Raw genomic sequence first — 19040 nt, 5'->3', positions numbered from 1 at the left:
GACTCAAGGCCCTTTGGGGTGTTTTTCCAGTCGTGCTAGCGCGCGATCATCAGGTGCAGTCGACTGCCGACCCGCTGGGCCAGGTCGCCCAGGTCGCCGGTCCAGTCGATGACCTTGTAGACGAACATCACGTCGATGGGCGGAAAATCCTTCTCGAGCTGGAACAGCTTCGCTCGGAACTCCACCTGCAGGGCATCGCTGTCGTTTTCGATCTTGTCGAGTTTTTCGATCATGCCCATTACCAGCTCGATCTCGCTGCCGCGAAAGCCGGTTTCAAACAGCTCGTCGAGCTCGTTGACCGTCTTGTGCGCCTGCCTTACGGCGTCCAGGCAGCGGTCGACAAAGCTCAGATACAGATCCTGGAGGACGCCGGGGATGACCATGCGCCGCCCCAGCATCAGACCGGAGATGTCACGGGTCTTGTTGGCGATATGGTCCTGTACCGAAAGCATTTCGAGCACGTCGGTGCGGGCGACCGGCATGAACAGGCTGCGCGGCAGGCTCAGGCGCAGCTCGCGCTTGAGGTCGTCGGCTTCATGCTCCAGTTTGACGATGGCCTTGCGTACGCTGGTGGCCTCATCCCAGTCGCCGGCCTGGGCGGCGCGCACGAAGCGGGGCAGTTGTTCGGCGCAGTCGGCTGCCTTTTCGAAATGCTGCTGCAGCGGGCGCACGGGAGACTGGCCGAAGACGCGAGAGATATAACCGGTTGGATTCATCGGGGTTCGTGTCGGGCTTGCCGGGGTCTGGCTTTTGGTTGCTGCGGATTGTACCAGCTAATACGATGCCAACACGGGTGGACAAGGGCTTGTTCAAGATCGTGAGCTGCCGTGGTTGTGTGACCGGCGTCTCAGGCCTTTGCTGGCATAATGCCGGGCAGCTTCAGGGGTGTCAGCGCATGCCGGAACAAAAGGAACCGTCACACTCGCACTGGTCGCGGGAAATGATCGTTCATCCTTCTGATCTGACGATCGGGGATTTCGTCGTGCGCCTGGATATTCCCTGGATCGACACGCCGTTTCCGCTGCAGGGCGTGGCGATCGATACAGAGGATACCCGCGCGTGGTTCGAGGGCCACTGCGAGTGGGTGGTCATTGACCGCGAGCGCAGCCACCGGCCACCCGACCCCGACCGGGGGTCCGGGTCAACACAGCGCGCTGCCCGGACACCGCTGCCGGCTGCCACCAGCCCGCGTCATCCGATCAATGCCCTGCGCGGCAAACGGCTCGACCACGACAGCGTGGGGGTAGCGCTGCGTGCCTACAGCCTGCTCGATACGCAGGCACGGCAGCTGATTCGCGGCTTTGCGCATAACGGTGCGCTGGAGATCAAGACGGCCGAGCGCGTGGTCGCTGAGCTGGGCGGATATCTGCAGCGAAATCTGGCGGCGATGGTCTGGTTGACGCGGATCAAGGAGCGCGACGACTACACCGCCCGACACTCGATCAATTCGGCCATTCTGGCTCTAGGTCTGGCGCATGCCCTGGAGTGGGCGCCGGATCAGATCGAGCGCGCCGGCCTGGCGGCCCTGCTGCACGACGTCGGCAACGTCGAGATCGACAGCTCGATACTCAACAAGCCCGACCTGCTCAGCGAAGAGGAATATCGCCACGTCAAGACGCATGCCCGCAAGGGCCATCAGCTGCTGTCTCGCCGTGATGACGTTGATGAGGTCGTGGCCCTGGCTGCGCTCGAGCACCACGAGCGCGTCGATGGCGGGGGGTACCCCGACGGCAAGCAGGCTGCCGATATCCATCGCGTCTCGAAGCTGGTGGCCATTGTCGACGTCTACGATGCGGTGACATCGCACAGAAGCTATCGACCGGCACGGTCACACCATGACGCCCTGGGTGTGCTGTGGCGCGGCCGGACGCACAAGTTCGACCGCGACATGGTCGAAACCTTCATTCAGTTTCTCGGCTGGGTCGCGCCGGGCACGCTGGTGCGCCTGTCCAGCGGCGCGCTGGCCGTGGTCGAGGAAACCAACATTGCCCACGGTTTCTATCCGCTGGTGCGCAAACTCATCCCCGGCGCTTCGGGCTATCGCGCTGGTGAACGCATCGATCTGGACGCGCTGCGTGACGATGACGGCAATCCGCTGATGCATATTCAGGACGTGCTCCCGGACGGGCTGCCCGGCGTCAACGTCAAGGCAATGCTGGTATCGATGCTCGATTGAGCGCGCTCGCTCTGGCGCCGCCGGGCTTGATCGGCCGAATCAGCGGAAAATGTGATTGGAATGCGCCGCCCGATCAAGGGATAATCAAGCGATCGAGTGACCGGGAAACCCAATGAGCCAATTGGATCGATTTCGCCGCCTGCTGGGGATGCGCCAGCCCGATGATCGCCGTCAGCGTCACCGCCTGGATGCCAGGCGGGGGCTGCGGGTGCTGATCGTGGACGACTCGCGCACGATTGTCAGCGCGCTCAGCCACATGCTGGACCAGAACGACTACGAGACGAGTACGGCAGACAATGCGGAGACGGCGCTGGCGATGGCCAGTGAGGACCCGCCCGATCTGATCTTTCTTGATATCGTGTTGCCGGGGATGAGCGGCTTCAGCGCCCTGCGCCAGCTGCGCCGCAACGCGGCAACCCGGTCGGTGCCGGTGGTCATGATCAGCGGCAATCCGCAGGCGGTCGAAGAGTTTTATCTCAAGAAGATCGGCGCCGACGGGTTCATGAAGAAGCCCTTTGGCCGCTACGAAGTGTTTTCTCATATCGAGCGCCTGGTCAGCGCGGGCGAGCTGCCGGCGCGCAGCGCACGCGAGCCCGATTCAGGCCAGCCGCCCGAAGAATAGATTTTTTTGTTGTCGCTGTAGTCCACAGGAGTTCTTGTCGTGCCGGGTTCATGTTTCAGCAAGATCCTTTCTCCGACGTTGGTCTTTGCCGTGGCCCTGGGCCTGATGGCTTCTGCCCAGGCGCTGGCCTGGGATTTTGGCGGTGACCTTCGGGGCGGTTTCTACGCCAGTGAACGCGACGCGCGCGACGGCGGCAACCGCAGCGATGAAAGCCTGCGCGCCCGTGCCCGCGTGTTTGCCGAGACCGCGATTGCCGGCAACTGGTCATTTCGCGGCCGGCTGGCGACCTGGGTCACCAGCGACGGCAACGACTTTTCGTTCGAGCTCGATCGGTATCGCGCCTCCGGGACCGGCACGCGCTCGGGCGAGGCGCATATCGACCAGTTCTATTTTCAGTGGGCCGATGAGGCATCGCAAAACCAGCTGCGCCTGGGCCGGTTCCAGACCAACTTCAGCCTGCCGGTCGTGCCCGGTAAAAGCCTGGACCGCAACGACGCCTCGAACGTGGGCATCGGCTGGACCGACGGCGCCCACTGGATCAGCCGGCTCGGCGGCGGCTGGGAGGGGCACGTGATTGCCCAGCTCAACCATCGTCGGGGCACCGGCAACACCATTCGCGGGCCGATCGATTTTGCCGACAGCTCCAGCCGCCTTGGTGCTTATCTGGGCCTGCGCTCGACGGCGAAGTGGGGGCCGCTGTTCATGCGCATGCTCACGCTCAACTGGATGCCGGATGCGCTGGCTCCGAATGGGGTATCGAGCCCGGTTCGCGAGGACTACCTGACCATGACCGCCAAGGCGGCTGCAGAATGGCCCCTGGGCAAGGGCCCAACGCGGTTTGTGCTTGCCGGCGAGTATGGCCACGCCTTCAACACGCCAAAGGAGCGGGTCATGCTCACCGGGCTTTCCGGCGACGATGTCGACGGCGATGGCTATCAGATCAGCGCCAATCTGTTCGATATCCGCCCCGGCCACAACCTTGGCGTGGTTTACGGGCGCGTGGAGTCGGGCTGGCTGATCGCCAATGATTTTCGCAACAACGACGAGCTCTACGAGATTCGCTATCAGCACCATTTCAGCCCGTCGCTTCGGGTTGCGGTCCGTTTCCGGATTCGCGAGGAAATCGAGCGTCGCGCTGCTGCCTCCGGCCTCCAGCGAGACCGGGATCTCTACGTCCGCCTTACCTACAAGTTCTGAAGGCCGCGCGCGGTCGGTCAACGGCTGCATCCAGCGGCGTTCGGGATCGTTCATGAACAGGGAGTGATCAATGGTTGCCGCTACGCTGGCTGTTTACTTGGTCGTGCTGCTGTCCATTGGCGTATGGGCGCAGAAGCGAGTGGGAGATACGGCCGACTTTCATCTGGCCGGGCGTCGTCTGGGACCCATCGTGGCCTCGTTGAGCGCATCGGCCAGCTCGTCTTCGGCCTGGACGTTGCTGGGCGTCAGCGGCGCAGCCTGGGCCTGGGGGCTGCAGGCCGTGTGGCTGATACCCGCTGTCTGGTCGGGGTTTTTCATCAACTGGGTCTTTATTGCGCCGCGGCTGCAGCCAGCCAGCCATGGCAATGGCGCGCTCACTCTGGTGGAGTTTCTCGGCCGCGGCGCAGATGCAGCCAGTGAACGCCGGATTCGCGCCTTTGGCGCCGTCATCATCCTGTTCTGCTTCACCTTTTACGTGGCCTCGCAGTTCCAGGCGGCGGGAACAGCGATCAGCACCACGCTGAGCGTCCCGCCCATGGCGGCGATCATCTGCGGTGCGGCGATCGTGGTGGCCTATGTGTTTCTTGGTGGTTTCTGGGCGGCAAGCGTCACCGACGCCCTGCAGGGCCTGATGATGCTGTTTGTCGCCGTTGTCCTGCCCATCGTCGCCCTGGTTGCGGTGGGCGGTCCTGCGGGTCTGCTTTCCGGGCTGCAGGCGCTGGAAGACCCCGCGCTTGCCCGCCTGGTCGATCAGCCGGGCCTGCTGTTGTCGATGGTGTTCGTGGCGGGGCTTTTCGGTATCGGCCTTGGCTATCCGGGGCAGCCGCATGTGGTCAACCGATTCATGGCGCTGCGCTCGGCGTCCGAAGTCCGATTCGCGCGCACCATCGCGCTGGTCTGGGCGGCGGTGATCTATGCCGGCATGGTGGTGCTGGGCTGGGCCGGGCGTGTGCTGATGCCCGAGCTGGCCGACGGCGAGTCGGTGCTGCTGGTGCTGGCCGTCGACCTGCTGCCGTCCGTCGCCGGCGGGCTGGTGGCCGGCGGGGTGCTGGCGGCGATCATGTCAACGTCTGACAGCCAGCTGCTGGTCGCCGGTTCGGCTGTCAGCCACGATCTGCGGCGCGGGCGCGTCTCGCTGGCGATCGATCGCATCGTCATCGCGCTGCTCGGAATGGCGGCGGTCGCGCTGGCGCTGTGGTTTCCGGCCTCGATTTTCGACCGCGTCCTGTTTGCCTGGCAGGCTCTTGGCAACGCCTTCGGTCCGCTGCTGGTGGTGATGCTGTTTTCCGCAGGCGTGCGTCCCGGCTACCGTCTGGCGGCCATGCTGGCAGGCTTTTCCCTGACGGTCGTGATCAGCTTTTTTCCGCAGGCCCCGGGTAACGCCGTGGAGCGACTGGTGCCGCTGTTCATTGCTCTGGGAATTGCCCTGGCCGGCAGGGAAGGGCAGCACGGGCCGGCTTCGGAAAAGCGTTAGTGGCGGTCGGCTTTCGGGCTCAGACTGGCTGGCAGAACTGTTCGTAAAGCGTCGCCATCAGTGCGCGCACTTCTTTGCTGGCCAGCGAATAGTGAATGGTCTGCTGCTCGCGCCGGGTCTTGACCACGCCGGCCTGGCGCAGCACGGCCAGGTGCTGCGACAGCGCCGACTGGCTCAGCGGCAGGTGCCGATTGATCTCGCTGACCGACAGCTCGGTGTCGAGCAGGTGGCACAGAATCATCAGCCGATGCGGATTGGTCATCAGCTTGAGGAAGCTCGCCGCGCTCTCCGCGTGTTGTTCCAGCTCCTGCGGGGAGGGCAGTTCCAGGCGCGCGGGCGGCGCCGCAGGGGCGGTGACGGTTTTCATGATCGCGCAATTATCGCGCAGATCGCGGCTGGGCGCAAAACTCGAGCTTACAGGCGCCTGTGCTGGCGTCTTGCTCAGGCTGCGCGAGCAGGTTTTGGTTGGCCGAGCCGCGACCGGCTACAATGAGAGGTTTCCGTTACCGCCCGACTGCACGCCATGAATCAGACTGCCGAAACGCTTTCGAACACCCCGCGTACTGAATCCGACCTGCCGCTGCGAGTGGTTACCGCTGCCAGCCTGTTCGACGGACACGATGCCGCCATCAACCTGATGCGGCGGCTGATCCAGGATCAGGGCTGCGAGGTGATTCATCTGGGGCATAACCGCTCGGTGGCCGAGATCGTGCGCGCGGCCATCTGCGAGGACGCCGACGCGGTTGCCGTCAGCTCCTATCAGGGTGGCCACATGGAGTACTTCAAGTACATGGTCGACATGCTTGAAGAGCTGGGCGCCGGCCACATCAAGGTGTTCGGCGGCGGCGGCGGCACGATCACGCCCGAGGAGATCAGCGAGCTGCATGACTATGGCGTGACCCGCATCTATCACCCGGACGACGGGATGAAGATGGGACTGGTGGAAATGATCGGGGACCTGGTCGACAAGGCCCGCGAGGCGCGCGCCGGGCGGTCAGCCGAGCGGGCGGCAGCCGCTGATACCGACGGTGGTTCAGGGCAGCGGTTCGACGTTCAGGACGTCGCCCATCGCCTGTCGGCAATCGAAAACGGTTCGATTTCAGAGCACGAGCTGGCGCGGCTGCGCAAGTCGGCGGAAAAAGCCACCGGTGTGCCGATCGTGGGTCTGACCGGTACCGGCGGGGCCGGCAAGTCTTCGGTGACCGACGAGCTGCTCAACCGCTTTCTGCAGTATTTCCCGGAAATGCGCATCGCGGTGCTGGCTGTCGATCCTACCCGCCGGCGCACCGGCGGCGCGCTGCTGGGGGACCGCATCCGCATGAACACCCTGCGCTCCGAGCGGGTGTTCATGCGCTCGATGGCCACTCGGCGGCAGCACCTGGCGACCTCCGAGGTGGTGGCCGATTCGCTGGCGCTGCTCAGGACCTCGGGCTTCGACCTGGTGATCCTGGAGACGGCGGGCATTGGTCAGTCCGGCTCGGAAGTGGTTGATCTGGTCGACTTTCCGGCTTACGTGATGACGTCGGATTACGGTGCCGCCAGCCAGCTGGAGAAGATCGACATGCTCGACTTTGCCGAGCTGGTCATTCTCAACAAATTCGACCGGCAGGGCTCGCTCGACGCGCTCAGGGACGTGCGCAAGCAGTGGAAGCGCAATCGTCTGGCTTTTGATCTGGCCGACGAAGACGTGCCGGTCTATCCCACCATTGCCAGTCAGTTCAATGATCCGGGTGTGACCTGGATGTTCGGCAATCTGTGCCGACTTCTGCGCCAGCAGGAAGGTGCGACCGTCGCAGGGCAGGATTCGGAAGATGCGTCTGCAAAGCCGCAGTGGGGAAGCGAGCGCTGTGATTTTGCCCCGGATCTGGAGCTAACCGATCGGGAGCCCAAGGCATCGATTCTGATTCCCGGCAAGCGGGTGCGCTATCTGGCCGAAATTGCCGAGCAGGGACGGGCGCTCAATGAGCATATTCTCGAGTGGGCCGAGGAGGCCCGCCGGGCTCAGCACTTCTACGAAGCTCTCAGGGAGCTTGATGCACAGGATCTGCCCGAGCCGATGGCATTGCCTGCTGCCACTGAGGCCGCCACCCCGCAAGAGGATGCGGCCATCACCACGCTGCGACAGCGCTATGCCGAAGCCCTCAAGGCCATTCCAGAAGAGAGCCGTGACCTGCTCAGGGCCTGGCCCGACCTCAAGGCTTCCGTAGAAGCCGAAGAGTTCAGCTACGAGGTGCGCGGCAAGACCATCAGCGGCTCGAACTACCGCGAGTCGCTTTCCAGGCTGGCCATTCCCAAGATCGCGCCGCCGCCCACGCGCGACTGGGGTGAGCAGCTGGTGTTTCTGATGAAAGAGCACTTGCCCGGGCACTATCCCTACACCGGCGGCGTTTATCCGTATCGCCGCAGCGGCGAGGATCCGATCCGGATGTTCGCCGGCGAAGGCACGCCCGAGCGCACCAACCGGCGCTTCCACTATCTGTCCGAAGGCCAGCCGGTCAGCCGCCTGTCGACGGCCTTCGACTCGGTCACGCTCTACGGCGAAGACCCGGCCGAGCGGCCCGACATCTACGGCAAGGTGGGCAACTCGGGCGTGTCGATTGCCACGCTCGACGACATGAAGAAACTCTACTCGGGTTTCGATCTGGCCGACCCGACCACTTCGGTGTCGATGACCATCAACGGCCCGGCGCCGATGATCATGGCGATGTTCATGAACACCGCCGTCGATCAGCAGGTCGAAAAGCACCTGAAGGAAGCCGGCCAGTGGGAGGCTGCGCAGAAAAAGCGCGCCGAACTCCTGGGCGACGACCGGCCCGAATACACCGGTGATCTGCCGGCATCGAACGACGGGCTGGGCCTGGGCATGCTGGGCGTGACCGGTGATCAGCTCGTCGACGCCGAGACCTACGAGAAGATCAAGGCCGACACGCTCAAGGTTGTTCGCGGCACGGTGCAGGCCGATATCCTCAAGGAGGATCAGGCCCAGAACACCTGCATCTTCTCGACCGAGTTCGCCCTGCACATGATGGGCGATATCCAGCAGTACTTCATCGACAAGGGCGTGCGCAACTTCTACTCGGTGTCGATCTCCGGCTACCACATCGCCGAGGCCGGGGCCAACCCGATCAGCCAGCTGGCCTTCACGCTGTCGAACGGCTTCACCATTGTCGAGTACTACCTGGCGCGCGGGATGGACATCAACGACTTCGCGCCCAACCTGAGCTTTTTCTTTTCCAACGGCATGGACCCTGAATACGCCGTCATCGGCCGGGTGGCGCGGCGCATCTGGGCGCGCGCCATGCGCGAGCGCTACGGTGCCAACCGGCGCTCGCAGATGCTCAAGTACCACATCCAGACCTCGGGGCGCTCGCTGCACGCCCAGGAAATCCAGTTCAACGACATCCGCACCACGCTGCAGGCGCTGTATGCCATCTTCGACAACTGCAACAGCCTGCACACCAACGCCTACGACGAGGCGATCACCACGCCCACCGAGGAGTCGGTGCGCCGGGCGGTGGCCATCCAGATGATCATCAACAAGGAGCTGGGCCTGAACTACAACGAAAACCCGTTTCAGGGCAGCTATATCGTCGAGCAGCTTACCGATCTGGTCGAAGAGGCCGTCTACGCCGAGTTCGAGCGTATCTCCGAGCGCGGCGGCGTGCTGGGAGCAATGGACACGATGTACCAGCGCGGCAAGATCCAGGAAGAGTCGCTCTACTATGAGCGCAAGAAGCACGACGGTTCGCTGCCGCTGATCGGCGTCAACACCTTCAAGCCTTCGGCGGGTGATGAACAGGAGGGCGGCGAGATCGAACTGGCCCGCTCGACGACCGACGAGAAACAGCAGCAGGTGCGCAACGTACAGGCTTTCAATCGCCGCTACGACTCGAGCGCGGATGAGGCGCTTGCGCGCCTGCAGGCGGTTGCGCGCGAGCGCGGCAATACCTTCGAGGCGCTGATGGAGGCGGTCAAGACCTGCTCGCTGGGGCAGATTTCGCACGCGCTCTACGAGGTTGGTGGGGAGTATCGCCGCAACATGTAATCGGTAATCTGCCTTGATTCAGAGCCGGTTTTCTGGTCAACTTCGCTGATTGCTCAGCATTGACAAGCAAGGGACTTCATTGATGGCTCAATCCAGAGAGGGAACGCCGGCGCCGCCGGGACAGCGCAAGTTTTTTGGACATCCGGCCGGGCTCGGCACGCTGTTCTTCACCGAGCTGTGGGAGCGCTTCAGCTACTACGGCATGCGTGCGCTGCTGGTGCTGTTCATGGTCGCCACGGTGGCCGAAGGGGGGCTGGGCTTTGACGACGAGACCGCCACGGCCATCTACGGCCTCTATACCGCGGCGGTCTACCTGGCCGCACTGCCGGGCGGCTGGCTGGCCGACCGCGTATTTGGCCAGCAGGATGCCATCTGGTACGGCGGCATCATCATCGCGATCGGCCATATCGTGCTTTCGCTGCCGGGCTTTACCGGCATTCCCGAGCTCTACGGCTTTTTCTTCGGGCTGATCCTTATCGTTATCGGCACCGGCCTGCTCAAGCCCAATATCTCCAGCTGCGTGGGTGAGCTCTACCCCGAGGGCGGTGCGCGCCGCGACGCCGGCTATGTCATCTATTACATGGGCATCAACCTGGGTGCCATGCTGGCCCCGCCGATTGCCGGTCTGCTGCGCGTCAACATCGGCTGGCACTGGGGCTTTGCCTCGGCCGCCGTGGGCATGATCGTGGGCCTGATCACCTACCGCATCACGCGCCGTCATCTGGGCGAGTTCGGCAAGCATCCCGAAGCGAACTCGGTCGACAAGCAAGGGCAGACCAGGATCATGACCTGGCTGATCTATGCCGGCGCTGCCGGCCTGTTCGTGCTGGCGGTGCTGGGGCTGGAGGGCGTGCTCAGCATGAACGCCCGCCGTATGTCGGCCTACAGCGCCTATGTCATTCTGGCGGTTGCGGCCATCTTCTACATCCGCGTTCTGATCGATCGCGAGTTGACCAGCCTGGAGCGCCGCCGAACGGTGGTGCTGGTGGCGCTGTTCATCGGTGCCGCGCTTTTCTGGTCGGGCTTCGAGCAGGCCGGCTCCTCGCTCAACCTGTTTGCCGATCGCTATACGGCGCGTGAGATGCTCGGTACGGTCATCCCCGCCGAGGCGTTCCAGTCGCTCAACGCCATTTTCATCGTGCTGCTGGCGCCGTTCTTCTCGGCTCTGTGGATCAATCTCGGCCGCCGCAACATGGATCCGTCGATTCCGTTCAAGTTCGCGCTCGGCTTTTTCCAGCTGGGGCTGGGCTTTGCCTTCATGTGGGTGGCCTCGCTGTTCATCCAGAGCGGCGAGAGCGTGCTGCCGACCTGGCTGCTGTTCACCTACCTGTTCCACACCACCGGCGAGCTGTGCCTCAGTCCCATCGGCCTGTCGGCCACCTCCAAGCTGGCGCCGCGCCGCTACTACAGCCAGATGATGGGCATGTGGTTCTTCGGTGCCGCGCTGGGCAACCTGCTCGCCGGGCTCCTGGCCGGCGGGTTCAGCGACGAAAATATCGCCGATTTCCCCAACCTCTATCGTCAGATCGTGATTTTCCTGGCCGTGGTGGGTGTCGGCTTCCTGATCGCCACGCCGTTTCTGAAGAAACTGGCGGCGCTCGACGAAGACAAGGTCAACAACCTCGCTCGCCAGGACGAGCCCGGTGCCTACGAGGCCGGCGGGCCGAAGGAGCCGCCTCGGGATTGAGCCGGGGTGAAAAGGATGCAGCAAGAAAGCGAAGCGGGCGCCACTGGCGTCCGTTTCCTTTCAGGTCGGGCGTCAATCGTCGAATCGTTCGAGATTGTGGGCCAGGGACGCCGCCGACAGCGCGCCGAGATGGGTGTTTACCTGCCTGCCGCTGCGGTCGTAGAAAAGCGTCGTCGGCAGGGTCCGGTTGCCGGTTGCGCGCCCGATTCTGGCGCCAGTGTCGGTCAATACGTGGTCAAGCGACAGCTCGTGCCGGGACAGGAAATCCTGAATGGTTTCGGGTTGTTCGCCCTGATTGACGAAGATGAAGGCGACATCCGGGTTTTCCTGCTGGGCTTTCTCGAGGACGGGCATTTCGCGAACGCAGGGCGGGCACCAGCTGGCCCAGAGGTTGACAACCACCGGTCTGCCGTCGGCAAGCTGCGGCAGCGTGGTCGTGCGGCTGTCGAGTGCGGTCAGCGTGGTGTCCGGAATGCCCGGTGCCGGCGGCTGGATAACGCCGGTGATCAGCGCTCCCGCGACCCAGGTCACAAGGCCCGCGGCGACTGCGCCGCTCAGGGCGCGGCGAACGGCCGGCCGGCGCCACAGCTGCCAGAGCAGCACAAGCAGCGCGCCGATGATGCCGAATAGCGGATCGAATCCACCGTCGCGGATATCGATGATGCCGATGAGGTCGCTACGGTACTGCTCCCAGTAGCTGAACACGAACGCCACGCGCGCCGACACGATGCCCGCGAAGAGCACGTTGAACACCGGATCGGTTACCGATGCCTCCTTTTTTCGGCCCGCAACCGCGGCGACGAGCAACGCGACAATGCCGGCGGCCAGAAAGAGCGCCCGGCCCATTGGAAGCGCCAGAGGTCCGATATCGAGGGTTGCCATTCAAGTCTCCTTCAGGGCTTCGTTGCCGGGTTCAAACCCCTGAGATGCTGGCAGCGGCAGGGAGTCACGCAGCTACGGGTTTCCGTCAGTCTGCCTTTTTCGGGGTTTGGCGAAACGGATTGATCAGCAGCCGGGGCAGGGATTGCTCGGCTTTTGATCGGAAGTGCTCCAGCCCGATCGGCATGCTGCGCTCGTCGTCCCGCGGCGCGGGCGTGTAGCTGCCGAAGATCCGGTCCCACGCCGACAGGTGAAAGCCGTAGTTGCTGTCGGTCTCCGGCCGCCAGGTGGAGTGGTGGATACGGTGCATGGAGGGAGTGACGATCAGCCAGCGCAGGCGTCGGTCCAGCGTCGGCGCGAAGCGAAAGTCAGCGTGGGTGAACAGCGCGCCCGCCGACAGCAGAACCTCGAAGACCAGCACCGCGGCGGGGTGCGGGGCCAGCAGCCAGACCAGGCCCAGCTTGATGCCCATCGATAGCGCGGTTTCGAAGGGATGAAAGCGTACCCCGGTAGTCACGTCGAAAGCCGTGTCGGCGTGATGCACGCGGTGCATGCGCCACAGAAAGGGCACGATGTGGAGCAGTCGGTGCTGCCAGTAGATCGCCAGGTCGAACAGCAGCACCGCGGTGGCGATCTCCAGCCACCTCGGCCAGGCCAGCCAGCCATACAGGCCGCCGCCGTGAACCTGCACCGCCAGAGCGACCGCCAGCAGCGGAAAGGCCAGGCGGAGCAGCAGGGTGCCCAGCACGACCAGGCCGGCGTTGGTCAGTTGTCTGGGTGACCACTGACCGTCGCCGCGCGCCGGCCACAGGCGCTGGAAGATCAGCAGCAGGGCCAGCGTGCCGAGGAAGATGGTCAGGCGAATGAGGGGTTCGTGTTGCATTTGTCAGGATTTCAGCGGACCGGCCTTTCCAGGGTTTCTGCAAGCGTTGCCAGCAGCGCTTGTTGAGACGGCAGCGGGTCACGCAGGTTCCGCAGCTCCTGGGTCAATGGCCATATGTCCGCCCGGGTGTCCAGATCGGTCAGCATCGGCAGCTCCAGCCATTCGCCATCATCACCAATGGACTCCCGAAACGCCCGCAGCGTATCCGGACGGCTGTAGACAACGCGTGTCCACTTCTTCAGCGGCGGTACATGGTTGGCGCCAAACGTCCAGAAGCCGCCGTCACGGGCCGGTCCCAGCACCCTGGCGGCAGTTTCCCGGCGCAGCCACTCGGCAGCGCGGTGCAGCACGGCGGGTTCGAGCTGCGGGGCGTCGGCGCCCAGCAGCAGGCCGCCACCGTGTCGCCGGACAAGCTGGTCGAGGACGCGATGCATGCGCGCGCCCAGGCTGCCGCCTCCCTGCGCCAGCAGCGGCAGATCTGGCCAGCGAGCCCCGGATTGCTCCACGGCCTCGGCGCTGGCCCAGTAGACCGGGCCGCTCTCCGACCGCCGCGCGGCCTGGGCAACGGCGGTGGCACACTGCAGATATAGCCGGGTTGCCGACTTGTCTCCGATCGTGGCGGCCAGGCGGGTCTTGAGCGGTGTCAGCCCGGGAGTCTTGACGAAGATTGCTATGGCGGTCATGAAAGCCCGGTGGTGTCGCTGGCGCGCGCGCTTCGAATCAGGCGGCGGGCCGCGATCTGGTGCTGCCAGGTCAGGCGCAGCCAGCCATGCGCGCCGTAGCGCCGGGCGCTGGTGGCCACGCGCAGCCCCATGGGCCGGACCGGCACGCCGGCGCTGCGGGCACGCACAATCAGGTCGAGATCTTCGCCGCGTTCCAGGTCTTCGCGAAAACCACCCAGGTCCTGCAATCGCCCGCCTGGCATGCACAGGCTCTGGTCGCCATAGGGCAAGCCGAAAAAACGCGAGCGCAGATTGGCGCCGAGGGCGTTGAGCCTCGTGAGCCTCGGCCCGTCGGGCAGGAACCGCAGCCAGCCGTAGCCGATGGCATCGTGCGCGTGCCTGGCAAAAGCCACGGCGCGATCCAGGGCGGTGGGCGCGATCACGCTGTCGGCGTGCACGAACCACAGCCAGTCTGCGCTGGCCGCCCGGGCGCCCGCATTGAGCTGCCGCGCGCGGCCGGCGGGGCCGACAACCGCGATCGCGGCGCGTGGCCAGCGTTGCTTTGTGGAGGTGGCCGCGCTGATGATCAATTCGCAGCTTGGCGGTCGCGCTTCCAGTGCGTGGTGTAATTGTGGATCAAGCCGGTCCCGCGGTCCGACCGGAACAACGAGGCTGAGCAGGTAGCCGGGCATGTCTCAGCGGTGCAGCTCGCCCTCGCGCTCGGGTTGGTAGACGACCTGCTCGACGCGCACGTGCATGCTGCCGCCGCCGGGGCGCGGCCAGTCGATGCCCTTGCCTTCCTGCATGCCCAGCAGGGCGCTGCCCACGGGTGCCATCACCGAAATCTGTTGTTCGGAATCGGTCAGCGAGGCGGGGTAAACCAGGGTTTTGGTATATTCATGTCCGTCGACGGACAGGCGCACCCTGGAGTTCATGGTCACGACATCAGCCGGTATCTCCCCCGGCTCGGTCAACACGCCGCGGGCCAGCTCGGACTCGAGCTCGGCCATTCCGGAGAAGGCGTTGTTCGGCAGATCATCGAGCAGTTGCTCGAGCCGGTGAAGATCCATCGATGAGATGGTGATGGGAGGTCTGGTGCTCATGGTCACATCCTGCAGCGTCCGTATGTGCAAAAAGCCGGCAGCGTCCGCATGACGGCTGCCGGCCCTTTGCATTCGAAAATCTTGCCCCGTGGGTACAACAGTGTACTCCTTTCCGGCCCGATTGTGCCAAAGCGACTCAAACACTGCGCGACCAGCATGGGGCGGCTGTAGCCGGTGCGGCGCGTTCCCGGAGGGTTGGCGCTGTGAGAAATAGAGGGTGTCAGGACTTGTCGGCGGGTTTTTTCCCGAGCGATACTCGCTCGATCCCGGCCAGGTCGCGCCGGGAGGCCACCTGCGCGAATCCGGCCGCCTCCAGCAGGGCGCGAACCGCGGCCGCCTGGTCGTGGCCGTGTTCGATCAGTAGCCAGCCGTCACTCGTCAGTCTTTCGAAGCTCGCGGGCAGGAGTCGACGGATGACAGCGAGGCCATCCGGCCCGGCGGCCAGCGCTGCGTGCGGCTCGAAGCGCAGGTCGCCGCTGGCAAGGTGGGGGTCGGCCGCGCCCACATAGGGCGGATTGGAGACAATCAGCTCGAAGCGGTGATCAGGCAGTGGCTCGAGCAGGTTGCCGTGGAAAAGCGCGACTTGATCCAGGCGCAGACGATCGCGATTGATCGCGGCCACGGCCAGTGCGTCGCCCGACTGGTCGACGGCCGCGATACGCCACTGCGGTCGTTCTGCAGCCAGGGTCAGGGCAATGCATCCGGAGCCGGTACCGACATCGCAGATGCGGGCGCATTCGGGCAGCTCGAGCGACAGCGCCAGCTCGATCAATAGTTCGGTTTCGGGGCGTGGAATCAGCACGCGTTCGTCAACATGGAAATCGCGGCCGTAAAACTCCCGTTGGCCGCATAGCTGTGCGATCGGCCGGCCTTGCACACGTTGTTCTACCAGGTGCTCGAGGCGTGCCGCCGACGCCGCGTCGATCGGGTCGTCGTCATGGGCATACAGCCAGCTGCGATCGCAGTCCAGCGCATGGCAGGCCAGCAGGTCCGCCTCGAGGCGGCTGTCAAGGCGTTTGCGCGCCCGGACAAGCGCTGTTGCGACGGAAAGCGCGGATTCGTGATCATCGTTCGTGGTCGAGTGCATCAGACAGTGTGCCCAGCTTCGTGACGAACCCCCCAAAGCTTGATTATGCCGCCTTGTGAAGCGCCGGTGGCCGCGGCATAATGAATGTTGCCGCACCTCGAGTTATTTGTTTTGCGGGGGGTTCGCTTCAATTGCCGTGTTATCCGGGCACGTTCCCGATGGACCTGATGCGAAGAACGATGACATCAGATAATCGACCTCGAACGAGGGCGGCCTGGCTGCCGCTGTTGCTGTTGGTTGCCAGCCTGCCCGCCGCTGCGGCACAGCTTAACATGCATCGTTACGATACCCGCGACGGCATTCCGCAAAGCCAGGTCAGCAGCGTGCACCAGGATGCCGAAGGCTATCTCTGGGTCGGTACTTACGGTGGCCTGACGCGATACAACGGCGATCGTTTCACTGTCTTTGGCGCTGACAGCGGTCTGCCGAGCAGCTTTGTTGCGGTTGTGGACTCCGGCCCGGACGGCACTGTCTGGGCAGGCACGGCTCAGGGATTGTGCAGAAAAGAGGCCGCTGATTTTGTCTGCATCAGCCCGCCGGGCATGGATCAGCTCCTGGTCAATGATGTCCTGATCGGTCGCGATCAGGTGCTGGTGGCTGCCGACGAAGGGGTGTTTCGTTATGCCGGTGATCGGCTGGAGCCGGTGAGCCAATGGAATGAAAGACCCGGCTCGAGGGTGATTCATGCGCTGGCCTTCGATGATCGCGGGCGGGCGTGGCTGGCGGCCCAGAGCGGCCTTTTCCGGCTTGAGCCCGACCAGACCGTGGCGGTTTCTCTGCCGACCGATGACCCCGCAGTACATAGCCTGGAGTTCCACGGGGGTCAGCTCTGGGCCGGAGCGGGCGGGCGGCTTTTTGCCGTCGACCCCGCGTCCGCAACGGTCACGGAACATGAGCTGCCGCTGCCGCCGGGGACGCGCATCAACGACATCGATTTCGATGCTGAGCAACGGCTGTGGCTGGCGAGTGCGGAAGGGCTGGTCAGGGGGTTTCCCGGTGAGCTGGAGCATCTGGGCACGCGCGAGGGTCTGCCCAACAAGCGCTTGCTGGCCGTCACCCACGATCGCGAGGGGCTGGTCTGGCTGGCGACCGATCAGGGGCTGGTCAAGGTTCTGCCCGGCCCGTTCGAAGGCTACTCGGCCCAAACCGGTTTGCTGTCGTCGTTCGTTCGCACCATCAATGAAGACGATCAGCAGCGTCTGTGGCTGGGCACGCACGAAGGGCTGCAGATCGTGCCGCGCCGCGACGGGCACCGCGATTTCGAGGCGTCCACCGTGTTGCGGCGCGAGGACGGCTTGCCCGACAACCGGGTCTACAGCATTGCCTTCGAACCACCCGATGTGGCCTGGATTGCCACCGGCCAGGGGGTGGCGCGCTGGCGGCCGGGGCAGGGTGTGACCGAAGTGATCGACAGCACCAGCGGTTTGCCGTCTCAGGAGGTCCATGCCCTATTGACCGATCACCGTGACAGGCTGTGGATCAGCAGCACTCGTGGCACGCGTTATCGTGATCGTGGCGCGCTGCGCACGCCCGATGAGTCTGTTCTGGCCGATGCGTTCGCCTTTCGGATCCGCGAAGACGATGCCGGACGCCTCTGGTTTGCGACATTGCGCAGCGGCCTGCTGGTGCTCGACCCGGAAGAAGGCCTTCAACAATATCGCGCTGCAGAGGGCCTGACTGACCAGATATTGTGGGATCTGGCGCCGTCGGCGGACGGCTCGATGTGGGTCGGCAGCAACGGCGACGGCATTTTCCGGGTCTGGCCCGATGGCCGCATTGCACAATTCACCCGTGACGATGGGTTGGCCGACAATTCGGCCTGGCAGGTGCTGGAAGATGATCACGGCCGCGTCTGGGCCTATACCAATCGCGGCCTGTCGCGGATGGAGGACGGTAGGGTTGTCAACTACACCCGGCGCGATGGGCTTTTGCACCTGGAGGGCGGTGCCACCGGTGCGCTTCAGAGCAGCGACGGCTTGCTGTGGTTTGCCTCGGCCGACGGTCTGATGCGCTACGCCGCAGAACGGGAGTATCGCAATACCCTACCGCCGCCGGTCGTCATCGAATCGGTCCGTCTCGACGGGCGGGCCGTGAATGCCGGTGATCGGCTGCCGTTTCGTTCCGGCAGCCTGGTTCTGCGTTTTGCCGGCCTGAGCTTTCAGGACGAAACTGCCGTGCGCTTCAAATATCGGCTCCGTGGCGCCACCAGGCGCTGGTCGAGCCCTGCTGCCAGCCGGCAGGTGACCTATGCCAACCTGGGCCACGGTGACTACGTTTTCGAGGTCAAGGCTGCCAACCCGGACGGCGTCTGGAGTCCGGAGCCGGTGCGCTTTGCTTTCCAGGTCATCACCCCTTTCTGGGCCAACCCCTGGTTCATTACCGCTGCTGCCCTGGGCTTGTTTGCGCTTTTGTGGTTTGCGGTGCACCTGCGCCTGCGCCACATCAAGGCGACGCGCCGACGCCTGCAGCGTATCGTGCGCCAGCGCACCTCGGAGCTCAGCGAGGCCAATCAGCGGCTGCGCCATACCGCGCGCACCGATCAGCTTACCGGTCTGCCCAACCGACGCTATCTGGCCGAGCGCATCGGTGAGGACCTCGCGCGCTGCCGGCGCGCTCACGCCGACGGGATGTCGACCAGCAGCGACCTCGCGTTTCTGATGATCGACCTCGACGACTTCAAGCGCATCAACGATGAGTTCGGGCACGATGTCGGCGACAACATGCTGGTGGCGTTCAGCCGGGTAGTGTCGGATCGGCTGCGCAAAAGCGACTACATGATTCGCTGGGGCGGCGAGGAGTTCATGGTCGTCGCCTGCCAGACCGAAGCCGAAAACGCCGGCCAGATCGCGGAACGCATCATGACTGCCGTGCGTGCGGCGGACTTTTCGATCGATGAAGGCGGTGAGCCGATCGCCGTGACCTGTTCGGTAGGCATAGCCTGCTATCCCTTTGGTGAATCGGTCGACGCGCTCGACTGGGAGCAGGTCGTGAAGCTGGCTGATGTCGCCGTCTATCAGGCCAAGGCTGCCGGCCGGGACTGCTGGGTGCAACTCATGCCCGGCGAGCGGTTCTCAGCGAGCGACCACGCCGACTTCATTCAGGCCGCCAAGACCGATACCGAGGCCTTGATAGAGCAGGGCGCGCTGCGCCGCCGACAGGGAAGTTGATCGAAGACAGCAGGGAAAAGCGGCCAGAGGTCGCCAGGGGTGGAACCGGAGCGTCAGC

At 64.4% G+C, this 19040-nt stretch carries 15 protein-coding genes; 7 read left to right on the top strand and 8 right to left on the bottom strand.

Annotation, left to right across the window (positions count from 1 at the left end; genetic code table 11):
- Nucleotides 1–35: 35 nt before the first annotated feature.
- Nucleotides 36–716, bottom strand: a complete 681-nt coding sequence (locus ACEWQZ_RS03230) for a TIGR00153 family protein (RefSeq protein ID WP_476481636.1) — start codon at nt 714–716, stop codon at nt 36–38.
- 179 nt (nt 717–895) lie between these two features.
- Between ACEWQZ_RS03230 and ACEWQZ_RS03225 the strand changes: the two genes are divergently transcribed.
- From ACEWQZ_RS03225 to ACEWQZ_RS03210, 4 genes are all read left to right on the top strand, one after another.
- Complete coding sequence (locus ACEWQZ_RS03225; RefSeq protein WP_476481635.1) at nt 896–2176, top strand: HD-GYP domain-containing protein; 1281 nt, start codon at nt 896–898, stop codon at nt 2174–2176.
- A gap of 112 nt (nt 2177–2288) precedes the next feature.
- Nucleotides 2289–2798: a response regulator gene (locus ACEWQZ_RS03220; RefSeq protein WP_476481634.1), complete on the top strand. Its 510-nt coding sequence runs from the start codon at nt 2289–2291 to the stop codon at nt 2796–2798.
- 39 nt (nt 2799–2837) lie between these two features.
- Nucleotides 2838–3995 carry a hypothetical protein gene (locus ACEWQZ_RS03215; protein ID WP_476481633.1) on the top strand — a complete coding sequence of 386 codons (1158 nt, stop codon included), beginning with the start codon at nt 2838–2840 and terminating at the stop codon, nt 3993–3995.
- Between the two features lie 70 nt (nt 3996–4065).
- A complete protein-coding gene (locus ACEWQZ_RS03210; protein WP_476481632.1) occupies nt 4066–5469 on the top strand; it encodes a sodium/proline symporter in 1404 nt (467 codons plus the stop codon).
- A 19-nt stretch (nt 5470–5488) separates the two neighbouring features.
- Here ACEWQZ_RS03210 and ACEWQZ_RS03205 read toward each other — a convergent pair whose 3' ends face one another.
- Nucleotides 5489–5836: an ArsR/SmtB family transcription factor gene (locus ACEWQZ_RS03205; protein WP_476481631.1), complete on the bottom strand. Its 348-nt coding sequence runs from the start codon at nt 5834–5836 to the stop codon at nt 5489–5491.
- Nucleotides 5837–5992: 156 nt separating this feature from the next.
- On the opposite strand from ACEWQZ_RS03205, the gene ACEWQZ_RS03200 reads away from it, so the two are divergent.
- Nucleotides 5993–9514: a methylmalonyl-CoA mutase family protein gene (locus ACEWQZ_RS03200; RefSeq protein ID WP_476481630.1), complete on the top strand. Its 3522-nt coding sequence runs from the start codon at nt 5993–5995 to the stop codon at nt 9512–9514.
- Between the two features lie 82 nt (nt 9515–9596).
- The gene (locus ACEWQZ_RS03195; protein ID WP_476481629.1) at nt 9597–11201 is read left to right on the top strand and encodes a peptide MFS transporter; all 1605 of its coding nucleotides are present in this window, start codon (nt 9597–9599) and stop codon (nt 11199–11201) included.
- A gap of 72 nt (nt 11202–11273) precedes the next feature.
- Here ACEWQZ_RS03195 and ACEWQZ_RS03190 read toward each other — a convergent pair whose 3' ends face one another.
- The 6 genes from ACEWQZ_RS03190 to prmC all read right to left on the bottom strand — a co-directional run bounded on the left by ACEWQZ_RS03190 (nt 11274) and on the right by prmC (nt 15815).
- The gene (locus ACEWQZ_RS03190) at nt 11274–12083 is read right to left on the bottom strand and encodes a prolipoprotein diacylglyceryl transferase family protein (protein WP_476481628.1); all 810 of its coding nucleotides are present in this window, start codon (nt 12081–12083) and stop codon (nt 11274–11276) included.
- A gap of 85 nt (nt 12084–12168) precedes the next feature.
- Nucleotides 12169–12963: a sterol desaturase family protein gene (locus ACEWQZ_RS03185; protein ID WP_476481627.1), complete on the bottom strand. Its 795-nt coding sequence runs from the start codon at nt 12961–12963 to the stop codon at nt 12169–12171.
- Nucleotides 12964–12974: 11 nt separating this feature from the next.
- Nucleotides 12975–13646, bottom strand: a complete 672-nt coding sequence (locus tag ACEWQZ_RS03180) for a TIGR04282 family arsenosugar biosynthesis glycosyltransferase (RefSeq protein ID WP_476481626.1) — start codon at nt 13644–13646, stop codon at nt 12975–12977.
- Nucleotides 13643–14317: a glycosyltransferase gene (locus ACEWQZ_RS03175; RefSeq protein ID WP_476481625.1), complete on the bottom strand. Its 675-nt coding sequence runs from the start codon at nt 14315–14317 to the stop codon at nt 13643–13645. Before ACEWQZ_RS03175 ends, ACEWQZ_RS03180 begins: the two co-directional genes overlap by 4 nt.
- 3 nt (nt 14318–14320) lie before the next feature.
- Entirely contained in the window at nt 14321–14728 is a 408-nt protein-coding gene (rnk, locus tag ACEWQZ_RS03170) for a nucleoside diphosphate kinase regulator (RefSeq protein ID WP_476481624.1), read from the bottom strand.
- Between the two features lie 220 nt (nt 14729–14948).
- On the bottom strand, nt 14949–15815 hold the full coding sequence (gene prmC, locus ACEWQZ_RS03165) for a peptide chain release factor N(5)-glutamine methyltransferase (RefSeq protein WP_476481623.1): 867 nt from the start codon (nt 15813–15815) through the stop codon (nt 14949–14951).
- Between the two features lie 272 nt (nt 15816–16087).
- Here prmC and ACEWQZ_RS03160 point away from each other — a divergent pair, with 272 nt between their 5' ends.
- The gene (locus ACEWQZ_RS03160; protein ID WP_476481622.1) at nt 16088–18982 is read left to right on the top strand and encodes a diguanylate cyclase; all 2895 of its coding nucleotides are present in this window, start codon (nt 16088–16090) and stop codon (nt 18980–18982) included.
- Nucleotides 18983–19040 lie beyond the last annotated feature (58 nt).

This window comes from Wenzhouxiangella sp. YN1, assembly GCF_056324145.1.
This window is presented reverse-complemented; position numbering and strand designations above follow the sequence as displayed.

What these genes read in the sequence shown, in the direction of transcription:
- ACEWQZ_RS03230 (WP_476481636.1), bottom strand. Translation starts at nt 716, where the DNA reads ATGAATCCAACCGGTTATATCTCTCGCGTCTTCGGCCAGTCTCCCGTG.
- ACEWQZ_RS03225 (WP_476481635.1), top strand. Translation starts at nt 896, where the DNA reads ATGCCGGAACAAAAGGAACCGTCACACTCGCACTGGTCGCGGGAAATG.
- ACEWQZ_RS03220 (WP_476481634.1), top strand. Translation starts at nt 2,289, where the DNA reads ATGAGCCAATTGGATCGATTTCGCCGCCTGCTGGGGATGCGCCAGCCC.
- ACEWQZ_RS03210 (WP_476481632.1), top strand. Translation starts at nt 4,066, where the DNA reads ATGGTTGCCGCTACGCTGGCTGTTTACTTGGTCGTGCTGCTGTCCATT.
- ACEWQZ_RS03205 (WP_476481631.1), bottom strand. Translation starts at nt 5,836, where the DNA reads ATGAAAACCGTCACCGCCCCTGCGGCGCCGCCCGCGCGCCTGGAACTG.
- ACEWQZ_RS03200 (WP_476481630.1), top strand. Translation starts at nt 5,993, where the DNA reads ATGAATCAGACTGCCGAAACGCTTTCGAACACCCCGCGTACTGAATCC.
- ACEWQZ_RS03195 (WP_476481629.1), top strand. Translation starts at nt 9,597, where the DNA reads ATGGCTCAATCCAGAGAGGGAACGCCGGCGCCGCCGGGACAGCGCAAG.
- ACEWQZ_RS03190 (WP_476481628.1), bottom strand. Translation starts at nt 12,083, where the DNA reads ATGGCAACCCTCGATATCGGACCTCTGGCGCTTCCAATGGGCCGGGCG.
- ACEWQZ_RS03185 (WP_476481627.1), bottom strand. Translation starts at nt 12,963, where the DNA reads ATGCAACACGAACCCCTCATTCGCCTGACCATCTTCCTCGGCACGCTG.
- ACEWQZ_RS03180 (WP_476481626.1), bottom strand. Translation starts at nt 13,646, where the DNA reads ATGACCGCCATAGCAATCTTCGTCAAGACTCCCGGGCTGACACCGCTC.
- ACEWQZ_RS03175 (WP_476481625.1), bottom strand. Translation starts at nt 14,317, where the DNA reads ATGCCCGGCTACCTGCTCAGCCTCGTTGTTCCGGTCGGACCGCGGGAC.
- rnk (WP_476481624.1), bottom strand. Translation starts at nt 14,728, where the DNA reads ATGAGCACCAGACCTCCCATCACCATCTCATCGATGGATCTTCACCGG.
- prmC (WP_476481623.1), bottom strand. Translation starts at nt 15,815, where the DNA reads ATGCACTCGACCACGAACGATGATCACGAATCCGCGCTTTCCGTCGCA.
- ACEWQZ_RS03160 (WP_476481622.1), top strand. Translation starts at nt 16,088, where the DNA reads ATGCATCGTTACGATACCCGCGACGGCATTCCGCAAAGCCAGGTCAGC.